This window comes from Pseudomonas sp. USHLN015 (assembly GCF_037153275.1).
GTDB lineage: Bacteria > Pseudomonadota > Gammaproteobacteria > Pseudomonadales > Pseudomonadaceae > Metapseudomonas > Metapseudomonas tohonis.
This window is the reverse complement of sequence record NZ_JBBCKP010000008.1, coordinates 304694-328478: the sequence shown is the minus strand read 5'-3', so window position 1 is coordinate 328478 and position 23785 is coordinate 304694. Positions and strand designations below refer to the sequence as shown.

Here is a 23785-nt window from a genome sequence, read left to right as displayed (position 1 = left end):
GCGGGCGAGCGGTGCCTGCCCGCCTGCGGGTTCCAGGTCAAGACGGTTCAGGTCAGGGGCCGGGGCGGGTAGTTGAGCTTCACCAGCTCGTTGGCCCAGCGTTCCAGCACCGCGCGCCGGCTCTGCGGCAGGTCGCGGGTGATGGGCATGGCGAGGGTGCTTTCCTCCTGGTAGGGCTTGCTGACCAGCCGGATCAACTGGTCGATCGCGCCCTCGATGCGTTGCAGGGAGTTCAGCGGCATGTACTTGTCCATGATCGGGTAGAGGTAATAGAACGGCTCGAAGATGCGCGGGTAGATGAAGCCCTCCCAGATCTGCACCCGCGCGTCCTGTTGGGTGCACACCTTGTTCCAGGCCGCGACGAACTCGCCCATGAGCCCAGGCTCGTCCGGCAGCACCCGCAAGGGCGCGAGGAAGTCGGTGTAGGCGGTCGGATAGTCGAAGCTGAAGGGCACCGCCGGCGCCGCGCCGGGGCCGTCCTGGACGAAGAAGCGCAGGGTCGGGAAGCCGGCGGCGATGGCCTTGACCGTCACCTGGGCGATGCCGTTGGCGTCGGTGGTGATCTGCGTGAGGCTGTAGTCCACCGTGGCGCCGTTGCCCAGCACGCCCGTGCGCGGGATGGATGGGATGAACTGCAGGCAGGGCGCCAGGCTGACGCCGGCGGGCGTGGCCTTGACGTGCTGGTAGTTGATCGTGCCCGTGGGGGCGTCGCTCGCCGGTAGCACTCTCTGCAGGCTGCGACCTGCACCCTCGCTGACCAGGCTTGCCGGCGCCTGGGTGCCGACGAACTGTGGCAGCAGCGTGGCGTTGTTGTTGCGGTTGGCGGGGTCGTCTGCGATCAGCCCGAAATCCACGTCATTGCTGAAGGCCAGGAAGTAACTGCTGGTGGTCAGCATGTAGGGGTTGTTGTATTCCGCCACCCACAGGGTGGTGCCGGCCGGTGCGGGAAGGCCGTCGTACTGCACCATGATCTGCAGGGTGCGGGTGTCCCCGACATCGATGAAGGTGCCGCTCTCGATCACTTCGGCGGTCCACATCCGCTGCTGGGCGGCGAGCACCGGGCTGGCGCCCTGGGTCTGCAGGGCCAGGGTGCCGGCCTGGGTCCTGGCCACGGCATCCTTCACCGGCAGGTCCACCAGGCCTGCGCGCTTGTCGAAGGCGGCCTGGGCGTACTGGGCGTAGACGAGGTCGGCCAGGGGCTGGAACTGGCCGCTTTGCTGGATGCCGACCTGGAAATCGCCCAGCTGGAGCTTCTCGCACTCCGGCACGGTCGCCTCGGTCGCTTCCAACGGCTGGAAGGGGAAGCCGGTACCGAGGTCCAGGGACAGCAGGTCGCCCTGGGCCTGGGCGGAGATCACCCCCAACTGGATAGTCGCTCCCGGCCTGCCGCCCGGGATCGGGAAGTCGCCGACCGGCTCCAGCCGGCGACCGGCAGGGGCCGTGGGGTACTCATCGGCGAACCACAGGCCCAGCACACCGGCGGTGCGGCTGTAGGCCGGGTTGAAGAAGATGTCGGCGACGTTGTCCAGCCCCTTCTGGTACATGTCCTGCAGCGCCTGTTGCTGCACGGCCAGGGTCTTCAGGCACTGCTGGCAGTCAGCGCACTGGGGATCGGTCGCGCAGGTGTTGCAGCCGGGCCCGCCGGTGCGGGTCACCACCGGTGGGTAGTCGTTGAAGATGCCGTTGCGGTCGTAATAGGTCAGGTAGGTGGTGAAGCGGAACATCAGGCCCTTGGCATTCTGCGCCTCCATCTGTTGCTGCAGGGCCTTGAGCAGGGCCGAGTCGCCCAGCTGCCACTGCAGGTTCTCGCGGGGGAAGCAGGTCTGCCAGGTGGTGGTGACCGTGTTCAGGCCCTGCACGGCCCCCCAGTTGAAGTTGAGGAAGCGGTCGAGCATGCGGTAGGCGCGCTTGGCCGTGAGGCCGCAGGTGGCGTCGCCCAGCACCAGGCGGTCGAAGTACAGCGCGGTGAAGGTGTTCTGCCAGGGGCTGATATCGACGAAGCGCGCCGGGGTGGGCTTGTCGCTGCCGAAGGGGTTGCCCAGCAACTGGAAGCCCTTGCCCACGATGCTGTCCTGCTCGATGTAGCTGTTGGCCTGCAGCTCGCCGCCGATGATGAGCGAGCGGATGTCGTTGTAGTCCACCGTGCCGCAGGCGTTGTCGCCGAACAGGTCCCATTCCGCGGGGATCTGCGGCAGGCCGCTGTTGGCGCTGTTGTTGGGCACCTGCAGCACGTAGTCCGGCACCTGGGCCTCGGGCAGCGGGGTGATCATCCAGGGCAGCACCTTGTCACGCGCGTTGGCGGGGTTGATGCCGAAGCTCTCCAGGAAGGGCCAGTTCAGGTCCATCTTCGCGGCGTCGTAGAGCGGGTAGATGTCGTTGTTGTTGGCCGTGGGCGGGTTCCAGAACATATGGCCGTTGAGGTAGAGGCGGGGGAAGTTCAAGACGCTCATTGCTGTCCTCCTTGACGCTTCCACTGGGCGCGTTTCAGCGACCAGACGAAGTCCAGTTTGTTGTAGCCGGCGAAGGCCGAATCCGGCAGCGGCTCGGTGGGGTAGACGATCCCGTCCTGCTGCGGCAGTGCGAAGTTGAAGTAGCCCTTCTTCGCCGAATAGGCCGCGGTGTCGTGGCAGGCGAGGCACGAGGACTGGCTCTGGAAGGCCGATTCCAGCTGGGAGTTGGCCAGCAGCTTGGGTGCACCGCCCGCCGTGTGCTGCACGCCGATCAGCTCGTACTGGGCGAGGGCGGGGTACTGCGACTGGAAGCTGGCGTTGACCGGTTGCGCGGCGCTGGTGGGGCCGGTGCTGTTGGTCATGGGCTTGGGCGGAATGTCGTTGGTGACGGTGTACTTGCTGTTGTTGCGGTTCTCGAAGGTGGTCCAGGCCCAGTCTTCGGTGAGCTTGTTGATGACGTGCATGCCGCTCAGGGCCGCGTAGCCCACCTGGTACTGGCTGCCGTTCTGCAGGTAGTAGGCCTGGGCGATGTAGTAGCCGTCATTGGCCAGGGTCTTCATGAACGCCTGGTCGTTGCCGATCCAGATCCATGATGTCTTCAGCTCCCAGGCGGCGGCGGGGAAGGCCAGGTTGGCGGTGAGCGCGGCCTGGCCGTCGACGTTGTAGACGCCCTTGTCGACGATGTAGCCGAAGGTGTCCCTGCCCATCAGCAGCTGGAAGCGCACCGGCTGGCCCTTCTGCGCCGCCGGCACATTGCCGCCCATCTCCAGGATCAGGCCGTCGACCTGCTGGATGCTGTCGAGGTTGTGGAAGGTGCGTTTGGTGTCCATGCCCATGGCCTGCGCGGCCTTGATCACCGCGATGGGCGTGGGTTCGCGCTGCTCATAGGGCAATGGCTGGCCGCCGTCAGGCAGGAACACCTGGTCGGTGGGCTTGAGGCCCTCCCAGACTCGGTCCGCGCTGCCCTTGATCTCCGGCTGGTTGAGGCAGACGAACCAGTTCCAGGCCAGGGTCTCGGGGGATTGTTCGAACGCCTTGCGCACCTCTTCGGGCTTGCCTCCGTACTCGAAGAAGGCGGTGCAGTCGAAGGCGGGTTGGCTCTGGGCCTGGGCCAATCCGGCCAGGGCGCTCAGTACTGCAAGGGGGAGGGCTCGTTGCATGGGGTCTCCTTGGCTATGGCCTTGTCGAGAGTTCGGTGCCCCAGGAAGTACTGCAGGAGCAACTGTTTTACCGCGGTGACCGGCAGCCGGTCCGGTAAAGGCAAGTCGCAATCGGTGATGAGCAGCGGGCCATCCTGGTCGCTGCGGGGAAGTCGGCCGTGGCTCCCGCGTACCAGGCGGGTGTCCAGCGGAATCAGGTCCATGTAGTAGCGGAACCCCAGTTTCTTGCGCAGCAGGCGCCGCGCCACCCTGAGCTTGGGCAGGGTGATGGCGGGGTCGATGAACAGCTCCAGCGGGTCGTAGCCGGGCTTGCGGTGGATGTCGACGGTGCGGGCGAAGTCGGGCGCCTTGTGGTCATCGAACCAATACTGGTAGTCGAACCAGTGCCCGGGGGCAGCGATCGCCACCAGGTCGCCGCTGCGCGGGTGCTCCAGCTGCCAGGCGCGCTGCTCGACGCGGTCCAGCACCCGCTCGATGCCGGGTTCGCACTCCAGCAGCGTGCGCACCCTGGGCAGGTCCTGTCCGTGACGCAGGTAGATGTGCGCGACCTGGTGGTCGGCCACCGCGAAGGCCGCGCTGGCGCCCGGGTCCAGCAGCTCCCAGCCGAGGGACTGGCGCACCTGCAGCCAGCCATCGGCACGCAGCAGGCGGTTGATGGAAACGGAACGCTCGACCGCCTCGATGCCGTACTCGGACACCAGCATCACGGCGGCGCCCCGTTCCTGGGCGAAGGCCAGCAGGCGGCCGACCTCGGCGTCGATGGCGCGCACCTCGGCGGCGATGCCGGGGTGCGTGGGGCCCAGGCGCTGCAGGTCGTAATCCAGGTGCGGCAGGTAGACGAGCTGCAGGTGCGGGCGGTTGATCTCGAACTCGGCCATGGCGCAGTCGACTATCCAGCGGCTGGAGCCGATGCCGGCGGCCGGCCCCCAGAAGTGCTGGAAGGGGAAGGTGCCGATGCGCTGCTCGATCTCCTGGTGCAGGCCGTCGGGGGAGGAGTAGAGGCCGAATTCCTTGCGCCCGTCGGCGGGGTAGTGCGGGCGCGGGGTGATGGAGGCGCCGACGTCGGCGTACATGTTGTACCACCAGAACAGCTGGCTGCAGCGAAAACCCGGCAGCTCGCGGGCCAGCACGTCCCAGACCTTCTCGCCCTGGACCAGGGCGTTGGGCTGCAGCCAGAAACGCACCTCGGCCTGGTCGCGGAAGTACCAGCCGTTGCCGACGATGCCGTGCCCGGAGGGCGGCAGCCCGGTGAGCATGGACGACTGCACGGTGGTGGTGACCGCCGGGAACACTGGCTGCATGCAGGCCATGCGCCCACGGCCGAGCAGGGCGTTGATGTGCGGCGTGTTCTCGCCCAGCAGGGCGGGCGTGAGGCCGACCACATCGACCAGCAGAAGGGGCCTGGGCTCAGGCATGTCGCACCTCCCGCAGCGGCTCGCCGGCGAGGACGCCATGCCGTTGCAACTGCGCCTGCACCCAGTCCAGCTCGGCGGCGATGCCGCTCGCCAGGGCGGCTTCGGAGCCGGGCCGCAGGGCTTCGGGAAGCACCATCCAGCTGTAGGTCTCCACCTCCAGCGCCGGGCGGAAGTCCGGGTGCTGGGCCAGGTACTCGAACACCCGCCCCAGGGCCTGCTGGCTGCCGCCGAGTTCCGGCAGCTGGAAGCGCTCGCTGAACAGTGGCACGTGGAAGTGCACGCGCAGTTCGCTGCAACCGGCCAGGGCGGGGTCGAGGAGGGCGGCGGGCAGGTCCTCCCAGGCCAGCAACTGGCCGCTGCGGTGGCGCGCCTTGACCTGGTGCAGGTAGGTGCCCTCGGCGAAACCACCGAGCACGGCCAGCACCTCCTCGCGGCGTTGCCCATCCCCGGGCAGGCGGCACACCAGGGCGTTGGAGAGCTGGATCTTGCCGATGGCGATGCCGGCCTGGCGCAGGCACGAAAGGGACGCGTGGCAGTCCTCGAACAGCACCGCCTGGTGGCAGACGTCGAAGCACAACGCCAGGTGGTCATGGTTGGGGTCCCGGGCCTGCCAATGGGCGAAGAAGGCCAGGGCCTGGTCGGTGTGTTCCAGCACGCAGTCGGGCTCCATTTCCAGGCACAGGCGGATGTTCTTGCCGGTCCTGCGCTTCAGCTGCGCGAGGGCTTCGGTCAGTTGCAGCAGGTGCATCTCCGCGCGGGCCAGGTGTTCGATCGACCAATGGGCGGCATAGCCCAGCGGAACGCTGGAAATCACACCCTGGTCGCAGTCCTCGGGCAGCGCCTCGGCCAGCAGCGCGGCCAGTTGCAGGCTGTAATCCAGGCGTGGGGATTCGGACCAGTCCGGCCGGTAGACACCGCTCTTCACGTGGCCCCCATGGAAGCGCCCATGGGGGAAGCCGTTGAGGGAGGTCAGGCGCAGGCCGCAGTCTTTCAACTGTGCGAGGAAGGCCGCGCGCGGGCCGGGCTGCTGCAGCTCGGCGGCAGCCCGGGCGCTGATCCACAGGCCGCTGTCCTGGCAGGGCAGGCCGCGCTGCCGGCGCACGGCCTGGAAAGGCCCGGCGATGGAGGCGCGCAGGGCGGCCAGGTCATGGGCCGGGTGCACGTTGCCGCAGTAGCCGAGCCGGGGCGGGGTCCATCCCATTGCCGGGCTCATCGCACCACCGGTTCCTGGCCCCGCAGGGCGGAGTTGTCCTGCCATTTGCGGCGCTGGTCGATGGGCAGCAGGGTGGCGACGGCGGCCTTGTCCAGCTGGCCGCTCTGGGCGAAGAAGTCCACCGGGTTGTGGAACAGCACCTGTTCCACCTGGGCTTCGCTGAAGCCGGCCTGGCGCATGGCGTCGGCCGTCTTGGGCACCTTGAGCGGGTCGCTCACGCCCCAGTCGGCGGCGCTGTTGACCACCATTTTCTCGGTGCCGTACTGCTGCAGCAGGGCGACCATGCGCTGCTCGGACATCTTGGTGTTGGGATAGATGGAGTGCCCGCGCCAGCAGCCGCTGTCGAGCACCAGGGGCAGGGTCAGTTCGTTGAGGTGGTCGATCAGCACGCGGTCTTCGGCGATGCCGACTTCACGGATGACCGCCAGGGTGCGCTTGGTGCCGCCGATCTTGTCGCGGTGCGGGGTGTGCACCAGGACCGGCAGGTCGAACTGCCGGGCCAGCTCCAGCTGCAGGGCGAGGAAGCGGTCTTCCTCCGGGGTGATGTCGTCGTAGCCGATCTCGCCGACGCCGACCACGCCATCCTTCACCAGGTAGCGGGGCAGTATCTCCAGCACCTCGTTGGCCAGCCCGTAGTTGTTGGCCTCCTTGGGGTTGAGGCCGATGGTGCAGAAGTGGTGGATGCCGAACATGCTGGCGCGGAAGCGCTCCCAGCCCACCAGGGTGTCGAAGTAGTCGACGAAGCTGCCCAGGCTGGTCCGTGCCTGGCCTTGCCAGAAGGCCGGCTCGATGACGCCGGTGATGCCGGCGGCGGCCATGTTCTGGTAGTCGTCGGTGGTGCGGCTGACCATGTGGATGTGCGGGTCGAAATAGGTGGGCATGTCGGCGTCCCTTGCGTTGTCGTTATCGGTGTTGGAAAGGCAGCTCGCCGGGCAGCCAGCCGCTTGGCAGGCGCCCCTGGCGGTGATGGGCGTCGAGGCGCTGGAGCTGTTCGGGCGCCAGCAGTGGCCACGCCAGCAGGTGCGAGATGCCAGGTGGAGCGGGGCGGTCGGCGGCCAGGCGCTCTTCCAGCATGTCCAGCGCCAGTTGGTTGAGTTCGCGGCCGCGACGCGGCGCCAGGCCCTGGACGTGGCGCAGGTCCAAATCCATGCCGACGCCCTTGAGCATGAGGAGGTGGAAGGCCCGCTCGGGGTAGTGCCGGGCCGGGTAGGGGTTGTCCAGGGCGAGGGCGGCGAACACCTCGCAGCTGTTGGTGCGCCCGGCGAACAGCGCCAGTTCCAGGCTGGCGCCCTGGCCGTCGAGCCAGTCCAGGGCCCGCAGCGCGGCGGCTTTCTCCTGGTCGTCGCCCCACTCGAAATACCGCTGCAGCAGGGCGGCCCGCCCGGGGCCGGCGTCGGCTTCCAGGGCCTGGGCGAGGAGCAGGGCGCGTGCCAGAGCCGCGCGCGTCCACGGCAGGTCGGCCACCGGGGCATCGCCGATCTGACGTCGGCACGGGCCACTGAGCCGCATCAGCGCCTGTATGTCGGGCTGTGCGGCGAGCCGTTCGCGGGCCTGGTTCCACCAGGCCAGGGCGGCGCCGGTCAATTCGTCGCGCAGGGCCTGGTGCAGGTCGGCGATGCGATCGCGGCCGAGCTGGAGCGTGGTCGGGCTGTTCATGTCGGTTTCACCCATTGCTGCAAGCGCGGCAGCAGGAGGAAGACGCCCACGCAGGCCAGGCTGCCCAGCGGATAGCCGGCGAGGGCCAGGACCATGGCGTCGATCAGCGGCAGCGCGGTCAGCCCTGCGCCGATGAAGGCGCGCACGTTGCGCCGCTCGGGCGCCGCCAGGTGGCGCCGGTAGCTCAGGCCCAGCCAGCCGAGCCACAGGAGCAACATGAGCCAGAACCACAGGCCCTGGGCGTAGACCGCCAGGGCCAGCGGGCTGAGCATCAGCAGCAGCGGCGCCAGGCTCGCCAGCTGGTTGAGGTGCTCCTGCCGGGCCACGTAGGTCAGCCCGCTGATGTAGGTGCCCAGCAGCAGGGCGCACAGCCACAGCGGCGCCGGCGGAGCGGTGAGGCTGGCCGCGGCGGTGAGGTAGAGGGCCGCGCGGCAGCCGCCCATGAACCAGACGCTGTGGGCGTGGCGCTTGTGCAGCAGGTTGTAGGCGAGGATCAGCCCGAGCAGCAGGGCCGCGCTGGCCAGCAACCAGCCGGGCCGTGCGATCAGCTGGCTCAGGCCCAGCAGCGCGGCGGCGGCCAGCAGCAACAGCGCGGTGCTGGCCAGCGCCACCTGCTGCCGGGTGACCAGCCCGAGGGCGATGGGCCGTGGGTTGTGGTGGCGGCTGTCCCAGTCGGCGTCCATCAGGTCGTTGAGCAGCATGCCGGCCAGGTAGAGGGCGGATGCGGCCGCCAGCAGCAGGGCCCAGGCCAGCGGGGAGGGCGGGGCGAGGGCGCTCGCGCTGCTGGCCAGCAGGGTGGCGGCCAGGGCGTTGGTCCAGACGGTGGGAAGGTTGGAGATGCGCCCGAGGGTCATCCAGGTCCGCAGGCTGGGCGTCGGCTGGCTCATCGCGCGTAGCCCTCGGTCCAGACCGGTTCGCGTGGGCGCATCTCGACCAGTCGTTGCAGGGCCAGCTCCATGGTCGGCTGGTCGATCTGGTGGACATCCACAGCGCGGCCGATGCGTTCGAGCATGGGGATGGACAGCTCGCCACCCAGGTGCTGGCGGAAGTCTTCGAGCCCTTGCAGCACGCACAGGTTGCCCCGGTCATCGCGCAGGGTCAGTTCGGGCGGCGACAGGTTGAAGCCGAGCCGGGCCAGGAGGCCGAGCAGGCGCTGGGCCTCGTGCGCCGCGAGAAGCCCGAGGGCCTTGGCGTAGAGGGCATCCAGGGCCATGCCGACGGCCACCGCCTCGCCATGGCGCAGGCGGTGCTGGCTGAGTTTCTCCAGCTTGTGCGCCGCCCAGTGGCCGTAGTCCAGGGGACGGCCGTTGCCGCGCTCGAAGGGGTCGCCGCCCCGGGTGATCTGCTCCAGGTGCAGCTCGGCGCAACGGCGGATGGCATAGCGGCTGGGCTCATGGGCGAAGGCGGAGAGGGCGTCGGCGTGTTCTTCCAGCCAGGCGAAGAAGGTCGCGTCCTTGATCGCCGCCACCTTGACCGCTTCCGCCAACCCGGCCAACTGGTCGCGCCGGGGCAGCCCGAGCAGCAGCTGGAAGTCGTTGATCACCGCGTTGGCAGGCTGGAAGGCGCCCAGGAGATTCTTCTGCTCGAAGGCATTGATGCCGTTCTTCACGCCGACGCCGGCATCGTTCTGCGCCAGCACGGTGGTGGGGATGCGGATCAGCCGCACGCCACGGTGGAACGTCGCGCAGGCGTAGCCCACGGCGTCCAGCAACGCACCACCGCCCAGGGCGAGCACGTAGCAGTGCCGGTCCAGGCCGTGCTCGAGCATCTGCCCATAGAGGCGCTGCAGCACATCGGGCGTCTTGCAGGACTCGCCGGCGGGCACGGCGATGGGATCGGCCAGCAGCTTCAACTGGCTGGCGCGGGACTGGAAATAGCCCTTGATCTGCGCGGCCATGGCGGGGTTGCTGCGCAGCAGGTCCGCGTCGGCGAAGACCATGGCGCTTGCGATGCGGGTGCCGTTGTCCGTCAGTTGGCGATGCAGGCAGTCGTTGTTCGCAGCGAACAGGTGCTCGGTGAACAGCACCGGGTAGCGGTAGGTGACGGTGAAGGAACCCTCCAGCTGGTGGGCGTCGGAGGCGGCCGTGGTGAGGCCGCGACGGGCCAGCAGGCCACGGCCCGCCAGGAACAACGCCGGCAACAGCATGCTGGCCATCACCGCCAGGAGCAGGACCTGGTCCTCGGCGACGAAACTGCCGAGCGCGCTGTAGACCGCGGCCAGGCCCGCATTGGCCAGGGTGGTGATGACCAGGAAACGTCGCAGCGGATAGCGCTGCATGCCGGCGGCGAGCACCGAGGTTTCCGCCAGTACGGGCACGCCGCGCAGGCAGATCAGCGACCAGGTGTTGAGCCGGGTGGCCAGGCGCCCGGCCTTGCGCCAGTCCTCGATGTCCAGCAGCCCGGAGGCGATGCGGAAGTACCCGGCCCCCAGCCAGTAGCCCAGCAGGGACCCCAGGCACAGGCCGACGAAGATCACCAGGTACCCGCCCACGGCGCCCAGTACCGCAACCGCCAGGAGCGAAACCATGCTGGACGGCACCGGCAGCACCACGTCCAGGGCCAGCAACGCGATGACGAGAACGGCGAGGTTGAGCGCACGCACGGGGTCTGCAGGCTGCTGGCCAAGACTCGCCAGCAGGCGCTGCATGGGTTCTTCGAAAAGGAGGAAGCTGACGATCACCAGCACCGCGAACAGCGCGAGCGACAGGCACAAGTGTTCCCACGGACCTCTACGCGAGAGGACATGACTCATCAGGCGCTTCATCAAGTTCCCTTTGTGCTTCTGGTTGATTTCCCTATCCCCGACGAGGCTGTGCTTCGTCAGGTCCAGCGTTCACGTCCTGAGCGGCTGGGGCGCATGTCCACGGTGACTGCGTAATTGCAACGTAGACAGTGGGGTTATTTTTGCAAGCAAGCGGATGACCGCTGCGCGCAGCTCAAGGCGCAGATTGAAAAGCTGTCGGATAGCTCAGGAAACCGAGCCGGCAGACGCAGGCCGCGAAATCCGTGACCTTGCAGCAAGGCGCGATCCCGGTTGCGGCTCGGGGCGACGGTCAAGCGGTTATGGATATCGGGTGCCGTGATGAGGAATGGCTCTAGCGAAGCGGATGGGTTTCGACTCGCCAGCGTTACAGCGTTCGAAAGACGGATGGGTGTGTCGATGTCGGCTCAGGAGTTCGTCACGCAAATCGCGAGAAGAAACTCAGCAGGGAGAACACAGCAGATCGTCGTGAGCGTAACCGAGGCTCGCCACGAAGCAGAAAGGCCGTAGAACCTTGAAATGACGCTTTTTGGTTTTGAAATCTGCGCCCTGGGCGCCTGCTGGGAAAATACGAAATTACCTATAATGTAGATTATGTTAAATCGCATATTTCCAATTCCTTTTCCAATCCCTCTCCCTCCAGCATTTCTCCGAACGCAGGAACGTAGCCCTGGACTTTCCATCCATCCGCCATGCTGGCTGAACGTACTCAAGGTACGGCGATGACTTCTCGCAATAGCGCCAACAGGTGTTCAGTGACCGGTTCTGGTCGTTCAAGCATCAACTGGTGAGCTGCTCCCTCGATGATGGCGAAACCGGAACCTGGCAGCCTGTGGTGCAGTGCACGCCCGCCTTCGGGCGGAGTCAGCCTGTCGTGTTCGCCGGAAAGAATTCGGATCGGGACACTGAGCTGCGCCAGTTGCTCCTCGGGTATCCAGCGGGTCTGACTGAGCAGCGCCTTGAAAACGTGCAGGCGGTTGCGTTCGGTGAGTTTTTCCTCGTATGCGATCAACTCCGGGTCGGTGTCCGGGTGCCAGGCCGCATCGCGGAAGCCTTTGGATAACAAGGGGCGGATCAGCTCCAGCACCCACGCTGGCAGTTTCAGCAGCGGGCTGCTCCCGCGTGGCGATTGCAGCTGGGTGCCGAGTAGCAGCACGCCATGGACGCGATTGAGTTGCTGGCGCTCCTGCAGGCGCACCAGGGCGCTAAGGGTGAGCGCGGTGCCGAAGGAATGAGCGAGCACAACGTTCTGCTCGCTTGCGAAGCGTTCGAAGATCGCCAGCTGATCGGCCACCAGTTCTTCCCAGGCGTAGGCACTGGCTTGTCGGGGCGTTTCGCTGGCGCCATGGCCCAGCAGGTCCCAGGCCACCAGGTTGTAGCGGGCCAGGCGCGGGTCTTGCCAGATGAGTCGCCACTGGTCCTTGTTACCGCCGCCACCATGGGCGAAGAACAGGCTCGGTGCGCCCTTGTCGACGACGCGTCGGGCCAGGTTGAGAAAGCGCCCGGGGCGGACTTCCACGGGCTCGCCCTGGACCACCTTTGTTGTGAAATCAAGCATGAACAGGCTCCTGTTGCCGAGTGGTGCAGCCCTCCAAGCCAAGGTGCTCGCGCAGGGTCTTGCCGGTGTAGTGGCGACGGTACAAGCCGCGACGTTGCAGTTCGGGGATCACTGTATCGACGAAATCGTCCAGGCCACCGGGTAGCCAAGGCGGCATGACGTTGAAACCGTCGGCGGCGAACTGCTGGAACCAGTGTTCCAGGGTGTCGGCGATATCGATTGCAGTACCGACCACCGCCAGATGCCCACGGGACATGGCGATGCGTTGATACAGCTGGCGAATGCTGAGGTTTTCCGCACGTGCCACGGTCACGAGCAGCTGTTGGCGGCTGCGGCCGGACTCGGTCAGTGGAAGTACGGGCAGAGGGCCGTCCAATGGATAGGCCGACAGATCGGTGCCGCCGGCCACATCGGACAGCAGCGACAACCCCACTTGCGGCTGCACCAGGCTTTGCAACAGCCCGTGGTGATCTTCAGCCTCGGCGCGGCTGCGGCCAATGACAGGCAGAATGCCGGGCATGACCTTCAGGCTGTCCGCATGACGACCGTGCTGGGCCAGGCGGCCCTTCACGTCACGGTAGAAGGCACGAGCACCGTCCAGCATTGGCTGAGCGGTAAACAGGACCTCGGCGTGCCGCGCTGCAAAGACACGACCCGCCTCCGAATCCCCTGCCAGCACCTGCACCGGATAGATGCCCTGGGCTGGCAGGAACCCGGTCACCTGTGCGTGGAAATCCTCAGCCAGGCGATAGCGTTCGGCATGGGAATAGTGCTGCTCACGGCCGAAGTTGAAGGCTTCGCGAGCATTGCTGGATGTCACCAGATTCCAGCCGCAACGGCCGCCGCTTATGGCCTGCAATGAGGCGAAGCTGGCCGCTACATCGGCAGCACGGTTGTACGAGGTGGTCACGGTGGCGATCAGACCGATACGGCGGGTATTGGCCGCCAGAGCAGCGAGCAAGGTCAGGGGTTCGAAATGCTCGGTGCGCGCCATGCGGCTGAGCTCGTCGCTGCTGCCGGGCAGCATGGCCAGGGTGTCGGAGAGGAAGATCGCGTCGAAGCCGCCCTGCTCTGCTTTGCGCGCCAAGGCCAGATAGTGGTCGATACTGGAGCCGCCATCGGCCCTGGCCTGCGGATGACGCCAACCGGCGACATGGTGCCCGGTTGGCATCAGAAAGGCGTTGAGGGCCAGCTGTTGATTGGCCCGGCTCATGGCGCTTCCCCTACGGCGGCGCGTAGCGGCGGTCGCAGCTCGGCGGCACAGGCGCTCAGGAGCGTGCGGGTGTATGGGTGGTTCGGTTGGGTGAGTACCTGAGCGGAGGCGCCCTGCTCCACCACCTGGCCGTGCTGCATCACAAGCAGCCGATCGCTGATCCGCGCCGCCACGCCCAGATCATGGGTGATGAAGATCAGCGCCAGGCCCAGCTCCCGCTGCAAGCCTTCCAGCAGATCGAGCACTTGCGCCTGTACCAGGGCATCGAGTGCCGATACACACTCATCCGCCACCAGTACGCGCGGATGGAGCATCAGGGCCCGGGCGATGGCGATGCGTTGGCGTTGGCCGCCGGAAAAGCTATGTGGATATGCATCGAAAGCGCTGTCCTGCAGGCCGACACGCTCCAGTAATGAGCGGGCACGTTGCTCGGCTTCGGCGCGAGGAATGCCCAGCGCGACCGGCCCTGCGATCAGCGCTGCACCGATGCGACGGCGCGGGTTGAACGAGGCACCGGGGTCCTGGAACACCATCTGGATGTGCGAGCGAATGGCGCGCCAGCCGGCCCCGTCGAGCCCCACCAACTCCTGCCCGTCCAGACGGATGCTGCCGCTATCGGCACGACTCAAACCAAGCAGCGTACGCGCCAGCGTGGACTTGCCCGAGCCAGACTCGCCGACGATACCGAGCGTCTCCCCTCCCCTCAGCTCAAAACTCACCTGCTGCAATGCCGTGATGCCATGACGCCGAAACCCCTGGCGCCGCCAATGCTGTTTCTTCAGGTGACGTACCTGCAACAACGGTGCCTCGCTGCCGATGGGCCGGGGCGCACGGGGCCGCAACATGGCGGCGCCCAACAGGCGACGGGTGTAATCACTGCGCGGCGCGTGCAGTACCTGGGCAACGGCGCCCTGCTCCACCACCCTGCCCGCCTCCATCACCAGTACACGATCGGCCACGCGGCTGACCACGGCAAAGTCATGGGTGATCAGCAGCACGGCCATGCCGCGGTCACGCTGGATTCGTTGCAGCAGCGCCAGGATATGTTCTCGTGTGCCGGCATCCAGCGCCGAGGTGACTTCGTCGGCTACCAGCAGGCGCGGTTCGCTGGCCAGGGCGATGGCAATCGCAACGCGTTGACGCTGCCCACCGGAGAGCTGGAATGGATAGGCAGAGCGCAGGCGCTGCGGGTCGGGCAAGCCGACATAGGCCAGCAGGTCCGTCACCCGTGCTCGGCGCTCATGGCGCGTCAACGTTGTGTGCAGCAACAGGGATTCCTCGATCTGCACGCCAATCCGTTGTACCGGATTCAGGGCCAGCAGCGGTTCCTGAGAAACCAGGGAAATGGCCGAGCCTCGGATGGCCGTCATGGCTCGCTCATCCAGGTGCAACAGTTCCTGCCCGGCAAACGCCAGACTGCCGCTGGTGATCGTCAATTCCGGAGCCAGCAAACGCAGAATCGCCGCACCCAGGGTCGATTTGCCCGAGCCGGACTCACCAACCACGCACAGCAATTCGCCGGCATCGAGTCGCAGGTCCAGGTCGGTAAAGGCATGAGTGCGTGACGCGCCGGCCGGCAAGCGTACCGACAGGCCGCGAATATCCAACAGTGACCCACTCATGCAGACACCTGCTCACGCACATCGAACGCCAGCCGCAAGCCCTCGCCCACGCGATGCGCGGCCAGGACGGTGGCGAGAATCGCGAGGCCCGGCCACAGGCTGAGCCACCATGCCTGCCGTGCCAGGTTGCGCGCCGAGTCGATCATGGCCCCCCAACTCATGGCTTCCGGATCACCCAGCCCGAGGAAGGACAGAGCCGACTCACCAAGAATCGCCGCCGCCATCACCAGCCCTACCAGCGACAGCACCGGTGGCAACGCGTTGGGCAGGATTTCCACGAAAACGATCGCCAGCGGAGACACGCCTGACGTGCGTGCCGCTAGCACGAAATCCAGTTGGCGCAGCCGCAGAAACTCGCTGCGCACGATACGCGCCACCGGTGGCCAGGCCGTGAGGGTTATCGCCAGCACCAGGGAGAACGGCGAAGGCTCGAGAATTGCCACCAGGATCACTGCCAGAAACAGACCGGGGATCACCTGGAAGACATCGGTCAGGCGCATCAGCACCGCATCAACCCAGCGGCCGGAATAGCCCGCGATGGCGCCCACTGCAATGCCCAGCAACAGGGTTGCCACGGTGGTCGACAGGCCGATGCTCAACGAAATCCGAGCGCCGAACACCAGGCCCGCCAGCGGATCGCGCCCAAGCATGTCGGTGCCGAGCAGCCACTGCGCATGGGTAAACGGTGGCTGCAACGGTGGCGCCACCATGGCCCAGGGAGTGGCCGGGTACAGCCAGGGTGCGGCAAGCGCCAGGGCACCGAGCAGCAGTAGAAAGCCGGCGCTCGACACGGCGCCCGGCTGCCGGAGAAAACGTCGCAGAACGCTCATGACGTCCCTCCGCTCGCAGCAACGCGCGGATCGAACAGATAGCAGGCCAATTCGCTGACAAGATTGCCCAGCAGCACGAGGAGCGAAATCACCAGGAACACCCCCAGCAGCAATGGATAGTCACGGGCTTCGAGTGACTCATACAGAAGCCGGCCGATTCCTGGCCAGGCATACACCACCTCCACCAGCAGGCTGGCGCTGGCCAGTTGGCCCAGTTGCAGGCCTGCGTAGGTAGTGACGGGCAGCATGGCGTTGCGCAGCACATGGCGCAGCAATACCCGGCGCTCGGAGGCGCCCTTGGCGCGCGCGGTGCGTACATGGTCCTGGTTGAACACCTCCAGCATGGCGCCTCGGGTGAGCTGTACGTAGACGGCGAGAAAGATGCAGGTCAACGACGCCAGCGGCAGCAAGAGATGCTGTGCCACGTCCATGCCTCTTGCCCACCCGCGCAAGCCGGCGCCAACGCTTTCCATGCCAAAGGCCGGTAATACCCCGAGGGCCACCGAAAACACGATCACCAGCAGCAAGGCCAGCCAGAACGCCGGGGTTGCATACAGAAGCAGCACCACTGCGCCGATCACCCGGTCCAGCTTGCCGCCGCGCCGCTGGCTGCGCGCGGCTAGCACTCCCAGGCCGATGCCGAGGGTGGTGGATGCAATGAACGCAGAAAGCAGCAACAGCAACGTGGCTGGCAGACGTTCGGCAATCAGCGGCCAGACGGCCGCCTGGTTGCGATGGGAGAAGCCCAGATCACCCTGAAGAACCTTCCTCAGATAGGCGAGCAACTGTGCCAGTACCGGCTGGTCCAGACCCATTTCCTGACGCAGCCGTTGGACATAGGCCGGGTCGTCGAGGCCGGCCGCGCTGGCCATGGTCAATGCCGGGTCGCCGGGGGCCAGGCGCAGCAGCAGGAAGGTCCCGATCAGCACCACGGCGATCACCAGCACCACCCGGCCAAGGCGCAGCGCCAGGAAGCCCAGCCCTTGTGTAATGAATCCCCCTGCACTCATTGGCCGGCTTGCTCCAGGTACACCTCATCCAGGCTGTCGTTGAGGCTGGTGGCGGTGCGCAGCAGGTTTTTCACGCTGCCGTGATACAGGGTCGGGAAGCGCATTTCAAAGATCGGCAGGATCGGCAGGTCACGATTGAGCAGGGCTTCCAGCCGGTGGTAAGTGGCCTGGTGCGCGACGGCATCCGGCGCATCCGTGGCTTCGCGCCACAGTGCGTCGGCCTCTGGATTGGAATAGCCGACCACGTTGTTGAACGGCGACCCCTTGGCGATGTTGTCGGTGCGGTAGAAATACGAAGTGGACAGGTACGGGTCGCCAACCTGGAAACTGAAGTTGTAGGTGAGGTCGAAGTCCCAATCGCTCACACGCTGGTACCAGGTTGCCGAATCGGATGTCAGCACCTGCACCTTGATGCCCAGCGGCTGCAAAGCCTGGCGGGTGTACTCGGCCAGACGCTCCCAGGCGCCGCCCTTCTCGCCGTTGAGCAGACGCAGGCGCACCTTGCTCACGTCCACGCCTGATTCCTTGATCAACTGCAGCGCCCTGGCCGGGTTATAGCTGTGCTGCTCCAGTTGCGGGTCGTGCTCGGGGCTGCCGATCGGAAAGATGCCTTCGGCCGGTTTGCCGGTGCCGAAGAAGATGTTGTCGACGATAAAGCGGCGGTCGAGGCTGAGCAGGATCGCTTCACGTACCCGGGCATCGTCCAGCGGCGCCTTGCGGGTGTTGATCTGCAGGAACGCCTGGCCCCGGAACAGCTCCCACCCCGCTTCGCTGCGGGTGACGCCGGGCAATGCGGCCAGGCGCGCCAGGTCGGCGTAGTCGGCATCGCCACTGCGCAGCGAATGGATGTCGCCACGCTCGAAGGCGGCCGCGCGGGAAGCGGCGTCGGGAATGACATGGAAAACGACCGCGTCGAGGTATGGCAGGTCTTTTTTCCAGTAGTTCGGGTTGCGCTCCAACCGGATGTAGGCGCCGCGCTTCCACTCCTTGAACACGAACGGCCCGGTGCCGACGGGTTGCAGGTTGGCCGGGTTGGCACGGTAGTCCCCCTTGCCCTCATACACGTGCCGGGCCACCACCGGCCGCAGACCGCTGCCCAACAGGTCGAGCAACGGCGCGAAGGGCTTCTTCAGCTGGATCCGCACGTGGCGGGCATCGAGCGCTTCGATGGACTGGAAATACTCCGCGTACAGGCTCTTTTGCCGCGGGTCCACGGCCGGGTAGAAGGTCGTGAAACTGAATACGACGTCATCGGCGGTAAAGGGCTCGCCATCGTGCCAGGTGACACCATCCTGCAAGGTGAAGGTCCATGTCAGGCGGTCAGCGGAACTGCTCCACTCGCGTGCCAATACCGGGATCGGCTTGAGCTCGTGATCAAAGCTCAACAGGCTCTGCAGCACCTTGCCGCTGACGTACTGGGTGGACACGTGCGACACCAGCGCATGCACCAGGCTCGGCGGCTCCGGCTGCGCCACCAGGCCCAGCGTGCCGCCGTGTACCGGGGCGGCATGAACCGTAGGCAGCCAGGCCACCAGCAAGGCCGCGGCTACCAGAGCGCTGAAGGTGCTGCGAAGGAAGGCAGAAGTGCGGTACTGCATGGCGCGTCTCATCATCGGCCGTAGGGATAGCAGCCAGGGAGCAAGGCCCATGCCAGCGCTCCAAGCCCCGCGATACCAGGCCTTGCGGGCCTTCTCCGGCATGCCGCTGTTGCTTATCCAACAGCCCGTTGCGCAGAGTGCGTGGAAAGCAGCAGGCCTTCGCCGGCGGCATCAGCAATCACGGGCAGCAGGCGCTGGCACGCGCGTTGCGATGACGGCAGTGAACGTTCTTTTGGAGTGCCACCATGCCCCAGGATTACCTAGGCAACCCGCTGTCCACCACAGAAGCCGCTACCCGTGCCGCCATCGACGACTTCATCGGCGGCCTGCTTACCTACGAGCCCCGCGCAGAAGGCATCCTGGCTGCCGCCGATGCCGCGCCCAACGACCTGCCGGCCAACGTGTACGCCGGCTTTCTGGCGATGTTCATCGAGTCATCCGAGGCTGCTCCGCTGGCCCGGCACTACTGGCAGCATGCCTACGACCTGCTGAACTCCGGCACCCCATGGCGCGAACGCACCCTCCTCGACCTGCTGCGCGCCTGGGTCGATGACGCCATCCCGGAGGCCCTCGCCCTGGCGGACCAGTTGCTGGATGCCCACCCCCGCGACCTGTTCGCCCTCAAGCTCAGCCAGTACCTGCGCTTCAACCAGGGCGACTCCCCCGGCATGCTGCGCGTGGCCCTCAAGGTGCTGCCGTACGCCAGTGAAGTCCCGCAAGTCCACGGCATGCTCGCCTTCGCCTACGAGCAATGCCACCTGCTGGCAGAGGCCGAGGCCGCAGCCCGCCAGGCACTCGCCCTGCAACCCGACGAGCCCTGGGCGCAGCACGCCCTCGCCCACGTATTGCTGACCGAGGGTCGCATCTCCGAAGGCACCGCCTTCCTGGAGGCAGTGAAAGACGGCTGGACCGGCCTCAATTCCTTCATGTACACCCACAACTGGTGGCACCTGGCACTGTTCCACCTGGCCCAGGGGCGGGAACAAAAGGTGTTGGGCATCTATGACGAGCACGTCTGGGGCGTGCTCCCCGAATACTCCCAGGACCAGATCGGCGCTGTGTCACTGCTCGCCCGGCTGGAGCTTGCCGGCGTCGACGTTGGCGATCGCTGGCAGGCCCTCGCCGAGTACCTCGGGGCACGTAGCGATGACACCGTGCAACCGTTTCTCTCCCTGCAGTACCTCTATGGCCTGGGGCGCGCCGGTCGCCCGGAAGCCAGACAACTGCTCAACGCCTTGCAACTGCGCAGCGAACAGGCCCCAGAGCACAGCCGAGCCGTCTGGCGCGAAGTCACCTGGCCTGCCGCCGAAGGCCTCTACGCCCATGCCACGGGCGACCACGACAAAGCCACGAAACGCCTTGATCAGGTCCTACCACGCCTCGTCGAAGCCGGTGGCAGCCACGCCCAACGCGACCTGTTCACCCTGATCGCCCAGGACGCCCACGTACGTGCGGGCCATTGGATCACCGCCCAGCAATTGCTGGAACAACGCCGCCGCCACTACGGCGACGATGTGCCGACCAACCGCACCCTGGCCCGGGTGTATGGGGAGCTCGGGCTGCCGGAGCAGGCACGACAGGCGCACGAGCGGGTCAGGGAGGCGTTGGCTGGATGCCGCTAGGTCGCGCAAGGCCATTGCATGGCTCAGTGCTTGCCGGCGATATGTACGCCCCGGGCAATCGCTCGCGCCAGGCAATCCGCCGCCGCCGCCCCCAGCAGTGACAGCGTCACCGGCCGCCTGGCCCCATCCTCCAGTGGCCGCTCACCGCTGGCCAGGGCGAACACGGTGTCGCCGTCGAACGGCAGATGCGCCGGGCGGATGGCACGGGCGATACCGTCCTGGGCCATGATCGCCAGGCGTTTGCATTCAGCGGTGCTGAGTGCGGCATTGCAGGCGACTACTGCCAGGGTGGTGTTGGCTCCAGCTTGCAGGCGCCCCAGGGTTTCCAGGCGTGAGAGGTCGGGGATCGGGTCATGGTGAGTCACTTCCGGAGACGGGCGCTGGCCACCGAACTCATGGTCGATTTCCCATGGCCACGCCCAAAAGGTCTTGCCGTCGTCCATGTACACACTGCCCACCGGGTTGACGGCTACCAGCGCGCCCACCACCAGGCCGTTGCCGAGATCCAGTGAAGCCGAGCCCAGCCCGCCCGGCCGAGTCCCCGCCAGAGCGCCCCGCCCTGCCCCCACCGCGCCCAGTTCGAAGTCCTCGCTGGCAGCCGCCAACGCCTCGATGCCCCATTGCCTGTAAGGCGGCTGCAACCCCCAGTCCTTGTCACCATGATTGGCCAGGTCGTGCAACACCGCAGCAGGTACCACCGGAATCGCCGGTGTCCAGGGTTGCACGCGCACGCCGACGTTTTGCCGGGATAGCGCCGCCGCTACGCCATCAGCGGTGGCCAGGCCGAACACCGAGCCGCCGCTCAGCACCAGGGCATGCAACTCGCCGATCATGTTTTCCGGCTCCAACGCTGCAATTTCACGTCCACCGGGACCACCGCCCCTGACATCCACTCCGGCGCGCCAGGCGCCGTCGGGGCGCAACACCGTCACACCACTGCGCACACGCTCGTCCGTATGGTGGCCCACCGTGAGGCCGGGGATGTCAGTGATCAGGTTGCGGGGACCGGGACGATACATGCAGGGCACTCCAAGGGTAGGCGAACGGAGCCTTGCGCAAAGCCAGATGCATGCCAAGCGCCGAGGCCAGCGTGAGCATCGGGCAGGACCACGCCAAGCACCCCCGCGAACCTGCTGCTAAGCCAGCACCCTGCCATCGCCCTGATGGAAAACAGGCACAGTCATCCCAGCGCAACATCTCTGTCATACCAGGGAAAACCTGTTGCACACCAAGGGCCTCCGGCCGATTCCGCCGTTCTGGCACACCCCGTGCTCCAGGGCCTCGCACCGGACTCTTCAAAGAGCGGACTCCCCTATGACAAAGCACGCGGCCAGCCCCGCGATGCACGACGCCAACACAAGGAATCTGCAATGCCTCCACACCCCATCCCAGCGACTGTTCATCCCGCCGGCAGCCGCCTGCTGGCCCTGACCGGTGCCGTGCTCCTGTCGCTGCAGGCGCCCGACGCACTGGCACAGGACAGCAGCGAAGAAACCACCCTGCCCAAACTCACGGTGACCGCACAGAAGCGCAAGGAACAGGCGCAGGACGTCGCCGTGGCGCTTACCCCGCTGAGCGGCAAGGACCTGGAAGAACGCGGCATCGACAACATCAAGCAGCTGCAATACACCACGCCCAACCTGGAGATCGACCCGGTCTACGGCAGCGACCAGACCCAGTTCCGCATTCGCGGCGTCGGGCTGCGTGACTACGCCACCAACAACTCCTCCACCGTCGGCGTGTATGTGGACGAGGTGGCCTACCCCTTCCCGGTGCAGACCCAGGGCCTGCTCTTCGACCTGGAGCGGGTGGAAGTACTGCGTGGCCCCCAGGGCACCCTGTACGGACGCAACAGCACGGGCGGTGCAGTGAACTTCATCACCCGGAAACCGACGGCCGAGCCGGAAGCCGAGATCAAGGCCGGCTATGGCTCCAACGACTACAAGACCCTGGAAGGCTTCGTCTCCGGGCCGTTGACCGATGACCTGCGAGGACGCCTGTCCTTCGCCGGCAAGGACGGCGGCGCCTGGCAGAAGAACCGCGACACCGGGCAGAAGCTCGGCGATCAGGACATACAGGCCTTCCGTGGGCAACTGCAATGGGACGCCAACGATGCCCTGCGCCTGAGCCTGTCCGCCCACCATGGTCGCGACCAGTCCGACAGCCGAGGCGCGCGCCTGTACCAGGGCCTGGTGCCGCGCAACATCGCCGGCCAGACCAGTTACGCAACCATTCCACCGGACAGCCGCCATGACCTTACCGGCTGGGGCCTGAAGCCGGCCTTCGCTCAGGCCACCGGGCTGAAGGCAGGCGACAAGCCGGGACGTGACAACACCAACCAGGGCCTGTCGCTGACGGCCGAATACAGCCTCGACGAGCACCTGACCCTGACCAGCATCAGCGCCTACAACCAGCTGCGCCGCCAGGAATACATCGACTGGGACGGTTCGAGAATTGCCCAGTCCGACGAGTTCTTCGATACCGATATCAAGGTGTTCTCCCAGGAACTGCGGCTGGCCTCCGAAGGCGACGGCCCGCTCGATTGGGTGGTGGGGGGCTACTACGCCAGGGAAAAGCTCGATGAGCAGTTCTACTCCGACTTCACCGAGTACCGGGGCCTGGGCAATATCTACCTCACCGAATACAACCAGAAGGCCGAGACCTACAGCCTGTTCGGCCAGGGCCGCTATGCCCTGGCCGATGACTGGACCCTGGTGTTCGGCCTGCGTCAGGAGCATGAGGAACGCAGCCTCAACGACTATGTCACGGGCTACCTGAATGCCCGGACTTCACCCCTGGATGAACAGCTGAACACCAACGAAACCTCGGCCAGGCTTGCCCTTGAATGGCGCCCTGCCGACGGGCACCTGATCTACGCCAGCATCAGCCGCGGCGTGAAGTCCGGTGGTTTCACCACCTACAACACCAACGCGCTGCAGGCCGCCAGCCTGATCGAACCGTTCAAGCCGGAAAAACTGCTGGCCTACGAGATCGGCTTCAAGAGCGACCTGACCCAGGCCCTGCGTCTCAATGGCGCGGTGTTCTACTACGACTACCGCGACCAGCAGTACCAGTCGCAGATGTGGATCAGCCAGGCCGTGGGCAACGTCGGCAAGCTGGTGAACATTCCCCGCTCGGAAATCTGGGGGGCCGATCTCGAACTGCAGTGGCAACCGCTGTCCGGCCTGACCATCAGCCAGTACGCCGGCTACAAGGAAGGCCGCTACAAGGACTACGAGGGACTGGACGCGGCCGCCACCGTCGCCAATGGCTATGCCTTCCCGGTGTACAACGACTTCTCCGGCGACAAGCTGACCAACTTCCCCGAGACCAGCTACGGCGGCGCCTTGCGCTACAGCCGGCCCATCGGGCCCTTGTTGTGGACGGCGAACTTCGACTACGCCTACCACGACACCCTGGTCAACAGCGACCCGCTGCGCAGCACCAATCACTACTGGCTGGCCAATGCCCGCCTGGCCGCCGCGCCCCTGGGGGAGAACTGGGAAGTGGCGCTGTACGCCCATAACCTGTTCGACCGCAAATACGACCTGTACAAGGGCTCGTTCCTCTCCAACGCTCAGATCGCCACCTCGGGCGACCCGCGCTCCATCGGCCTGGAAGCGACCTACCGGTTCTTCTGACCCCACCTCGCCGCAGCCGCCCTGGCTGCGGCGTTC

Annotated in this window: 17 protein-coding genes; 2 read left to right on the top strand and 15 right to left on the bottom strand. The window is 66.4% G+C overall.

The window, feature by feature from the left end; genetic code table 11:
- Positions 1 to 47: 47 nt before the first annotated feature.
- The 14 genes from WFQ67_RS18210 to WFQ67_RS18145 all read right to left on the bottom strand — a co-directional run bounded on the left by WFQ67_RS18210 (position 48) and on the right by WFQ67_RS18145 (position 18486).
- Positions 48 to 2450, bottom strand: a complete 2403-nt coding sequence (locus WFQ67_RS18210; protein ID WP_213624790.1) for a hypothetical protein — start codon at positions 2448 to 2450, stop codon at positions 48 to 50.
- Positions 2447 to 3610 carry a hypothetical protein gene (locus WFQ67_RS18205; protein ID WP_213624788.1) on the bottom strand — a complete coding sequence of 388 codons (1164 nt, stop codon included), beginning with the start codon at positions 3608 to 3610 and terminating at the stop codon, positions 2447 to 2449. Before WFQ67_RS18205 ends, WFQ67_RS18210 begins: the two co-directional genes overlap by 4 nt.
- Positions 3580 to 5025 (bottom strand): alkaline phosphatase family protein, encoded by a 1446-nt coding sequence (locus tag WFQ67_RS18200; protein ID WP_337057775.1) that lies wholly within the window; start codon positions 5023 to 5025, stop codon positions 3580 to 3582. Before WFQ67_RS18200 ends, WFQ67_RS18205 begins: the two co-directional genes overlap by 31 nt.
- Positions 5018 to 6238, bottom strand: a complete 1221-nt coding sequence (gene eboE, locus WFQ67_RS18195; protein ID WP_337057774.1) for a metabolite traffic protein EboE — start codon at positions 6236 to 6238, stop codon at positions 5018 to 5020. Before eboE ends, WFQ67_RS18200 begins: the two co-directional genes overlap by 8 nt.
- A complete protein-coding gene (locus tag WFQ67_RS18190) occupies positions 6235 to 7119 on the bottom strand; it encodes a TatD family hydrolase (RefSeq protein WP_337057773.1) in 885 nt (294 codons plus the stop codon). Before WFQ67_RS18190 ends, eboE begins: the two co-directional genes overlap by 4 nt.
- Positions 7120 to 7141: 22 nt before the next feature.
- Positions 7142 to 7894: an EboA domain-containing protein gene (locus WFQ67_RS18185; RefSeq protein ID WP_213624780.1), complete on the bottom strand. Its 753-nt coding sequence runs from the start codon at positions 7892 to 7894 to the stop codon at positions 7142 to 7144.
- Positions 7891 to 8781 carry a UbiA family prenyltransferase gene (locus WFQ67_RS18180; protein ID WP_213624778.1) on the bottom strand — a complete coding sequence of 297 codons (891 nt, stop codon included), beginning with the start codon at positions 8779 to 8781 and terminating at the stop codon, positions 7891 to 7893. Before WFQ67_RS18180 ends, WFQ67_RS18185 begins: the two co-directional genes overlap by 4 nt.
- Positions 8778 to 10658 (bottom strand): 3-dehydroquinate synthase, encoded by a 1881-nt coding sequence (locus WFQ67_RS18175; protein ID WP_337057772.1) that lies wholly within the window; start codon positions 10656 to 10658, stop codon positions 8778 to 8780. The genes WFQ67_RS18180 and WFQ67_RS18175 overlap by 4 nt, the downstream gene beginning before the upstream one ends.
- A gap of 706 nt (positions 10659 to 11364) precedes the next feature.
- Entirely contained in the window at positions 11365 to 12213 is an 849-nt protein-coding gene (locus WFQ67_RS18170; protein WP_213624774.1) for an alpha/beta fold hydrolase, read from the bottom strand.
- The gene (locus WFQ67_RS18165) at positions 12206 to 13426 is read right to left on the bottom strand and encodes an LLM class flavin-dependent oxidoreductase (protein WP_337057771.1); all 1221 of its coding nucleotides are present in this window, start codon (positions 13424 to 13426) and stop codon (positions 12206 to 12208) included. The genes WFQ67_RS18170 and WFQ67_RS18165 overlap by 8 nt, the downstream gene beginning before the upstream one ends.
- Positions 13423 to 15048 (bottom strand): dipeptide ABC transporter ATP-binding protein, encoded by a 1626-nt coding sequence (locus WFQ67_RS18160; protein WP_213624770.1) that lies wholly within the window; start codon positions 15046 to 15048, stop codon positions 13423 to 13425. Before WFQ67_RS18160 ends, WFQ67_RS18165 begins: the two co-directional genes overlap by 4 nt.
- Positions 15045 to 15878: an ABC transporter permease gene (locus tag WFQ67_RS18155; protein WP_213624768.1), complete on the bottom strand. Its 834-nt coding sequence runs from the start codon at positions 15876 to 15878 to the stop codon at positions 15045 to 15047. Before WFQ67_RS18155 ends, WFQ67_RS18160 begins: the two co-directional genes overlap by 4 nt.
- Positions 15875 to 16888 carry an ABC transporter permease gene (locus WFQ67_RS18150; RefSeq protein WP_337057770.1) on the bottom strand — a complete coding sequence of 338 codons (1014 nt, stop codon included), beginning with the start codon at positions 16886 to 16888 and terminating at the stop codon, positions 15875 to 15877. The genes WFQ67_RS18155 and WFQ67_RS18150 overlap by 4 nt, the downstream gene beginning before the upstream one ends.
- Complete coding sequence (locus tag WFQ67_RS18145; RefSeq protein WP_213624765.1) at positions 16885 to 18486, bottom strand: ABC transporter substrate-binding protein; 1602 nt, start codon at positions 18484 to 18486, stop codon at positions 16885 to 16887. The genes WFQ67_RS18150 and WFQ67_RS18145 overlap by 4 nt, the downstream gene beginning before the upstream one ends.
- 245 nt (positions 18487 to 18731) lie before the next feature.
- Here WFQ67_RS18145 and WFQ67_RS18140 point away from each other — a divergent pair, with 245 nt between their 5' ends.
- A complete protein-coding gene (locus WFQ67_RS18140; RefSeq protein ID WP_213624763.1) occupies positions 18732 to 20108 on the top strand; it encodes a tetratricopeptide repeat protein in 1377 nt (458 codons plus the stop codon).
- Positions 20109 to 20131: 23 nt separating this feature from the next.
- Here WFQ67_RS18140 and WFQ67_RS18135 read toward each other — a convergent pair whose 3' ends face one another.
- Positions 20132 to 21127 (bottom strand): P1 family peptidase, encoded by a 996-nt coding sequence (locus tag WFQ67_RS18135; RefSeq protein ID WP_213624761.1) that lies wholly within the window; start codon positions 21125 to 21127, stop codon positions 20132 to 20134.
- 351 nt (positions 21128 to 21478) lie between these two features.
- Here WFQ67_RS18135 and WFQ67_RS18130 point away from each other — a divergent pair, with 351 nt between their 5' ends.
- Complete coding sequence (locus WFQ67_RS18130; protein ID WP_337057769.1) at positions 21479 to 23749, top strand: TonB-dependent receptor; 2271 nt, start codon at positions 21479 to 21481, stop codon at positions 23747 to 23749.
- Positions 23750 to 23785: the final 36 nt, after the last annotated feature.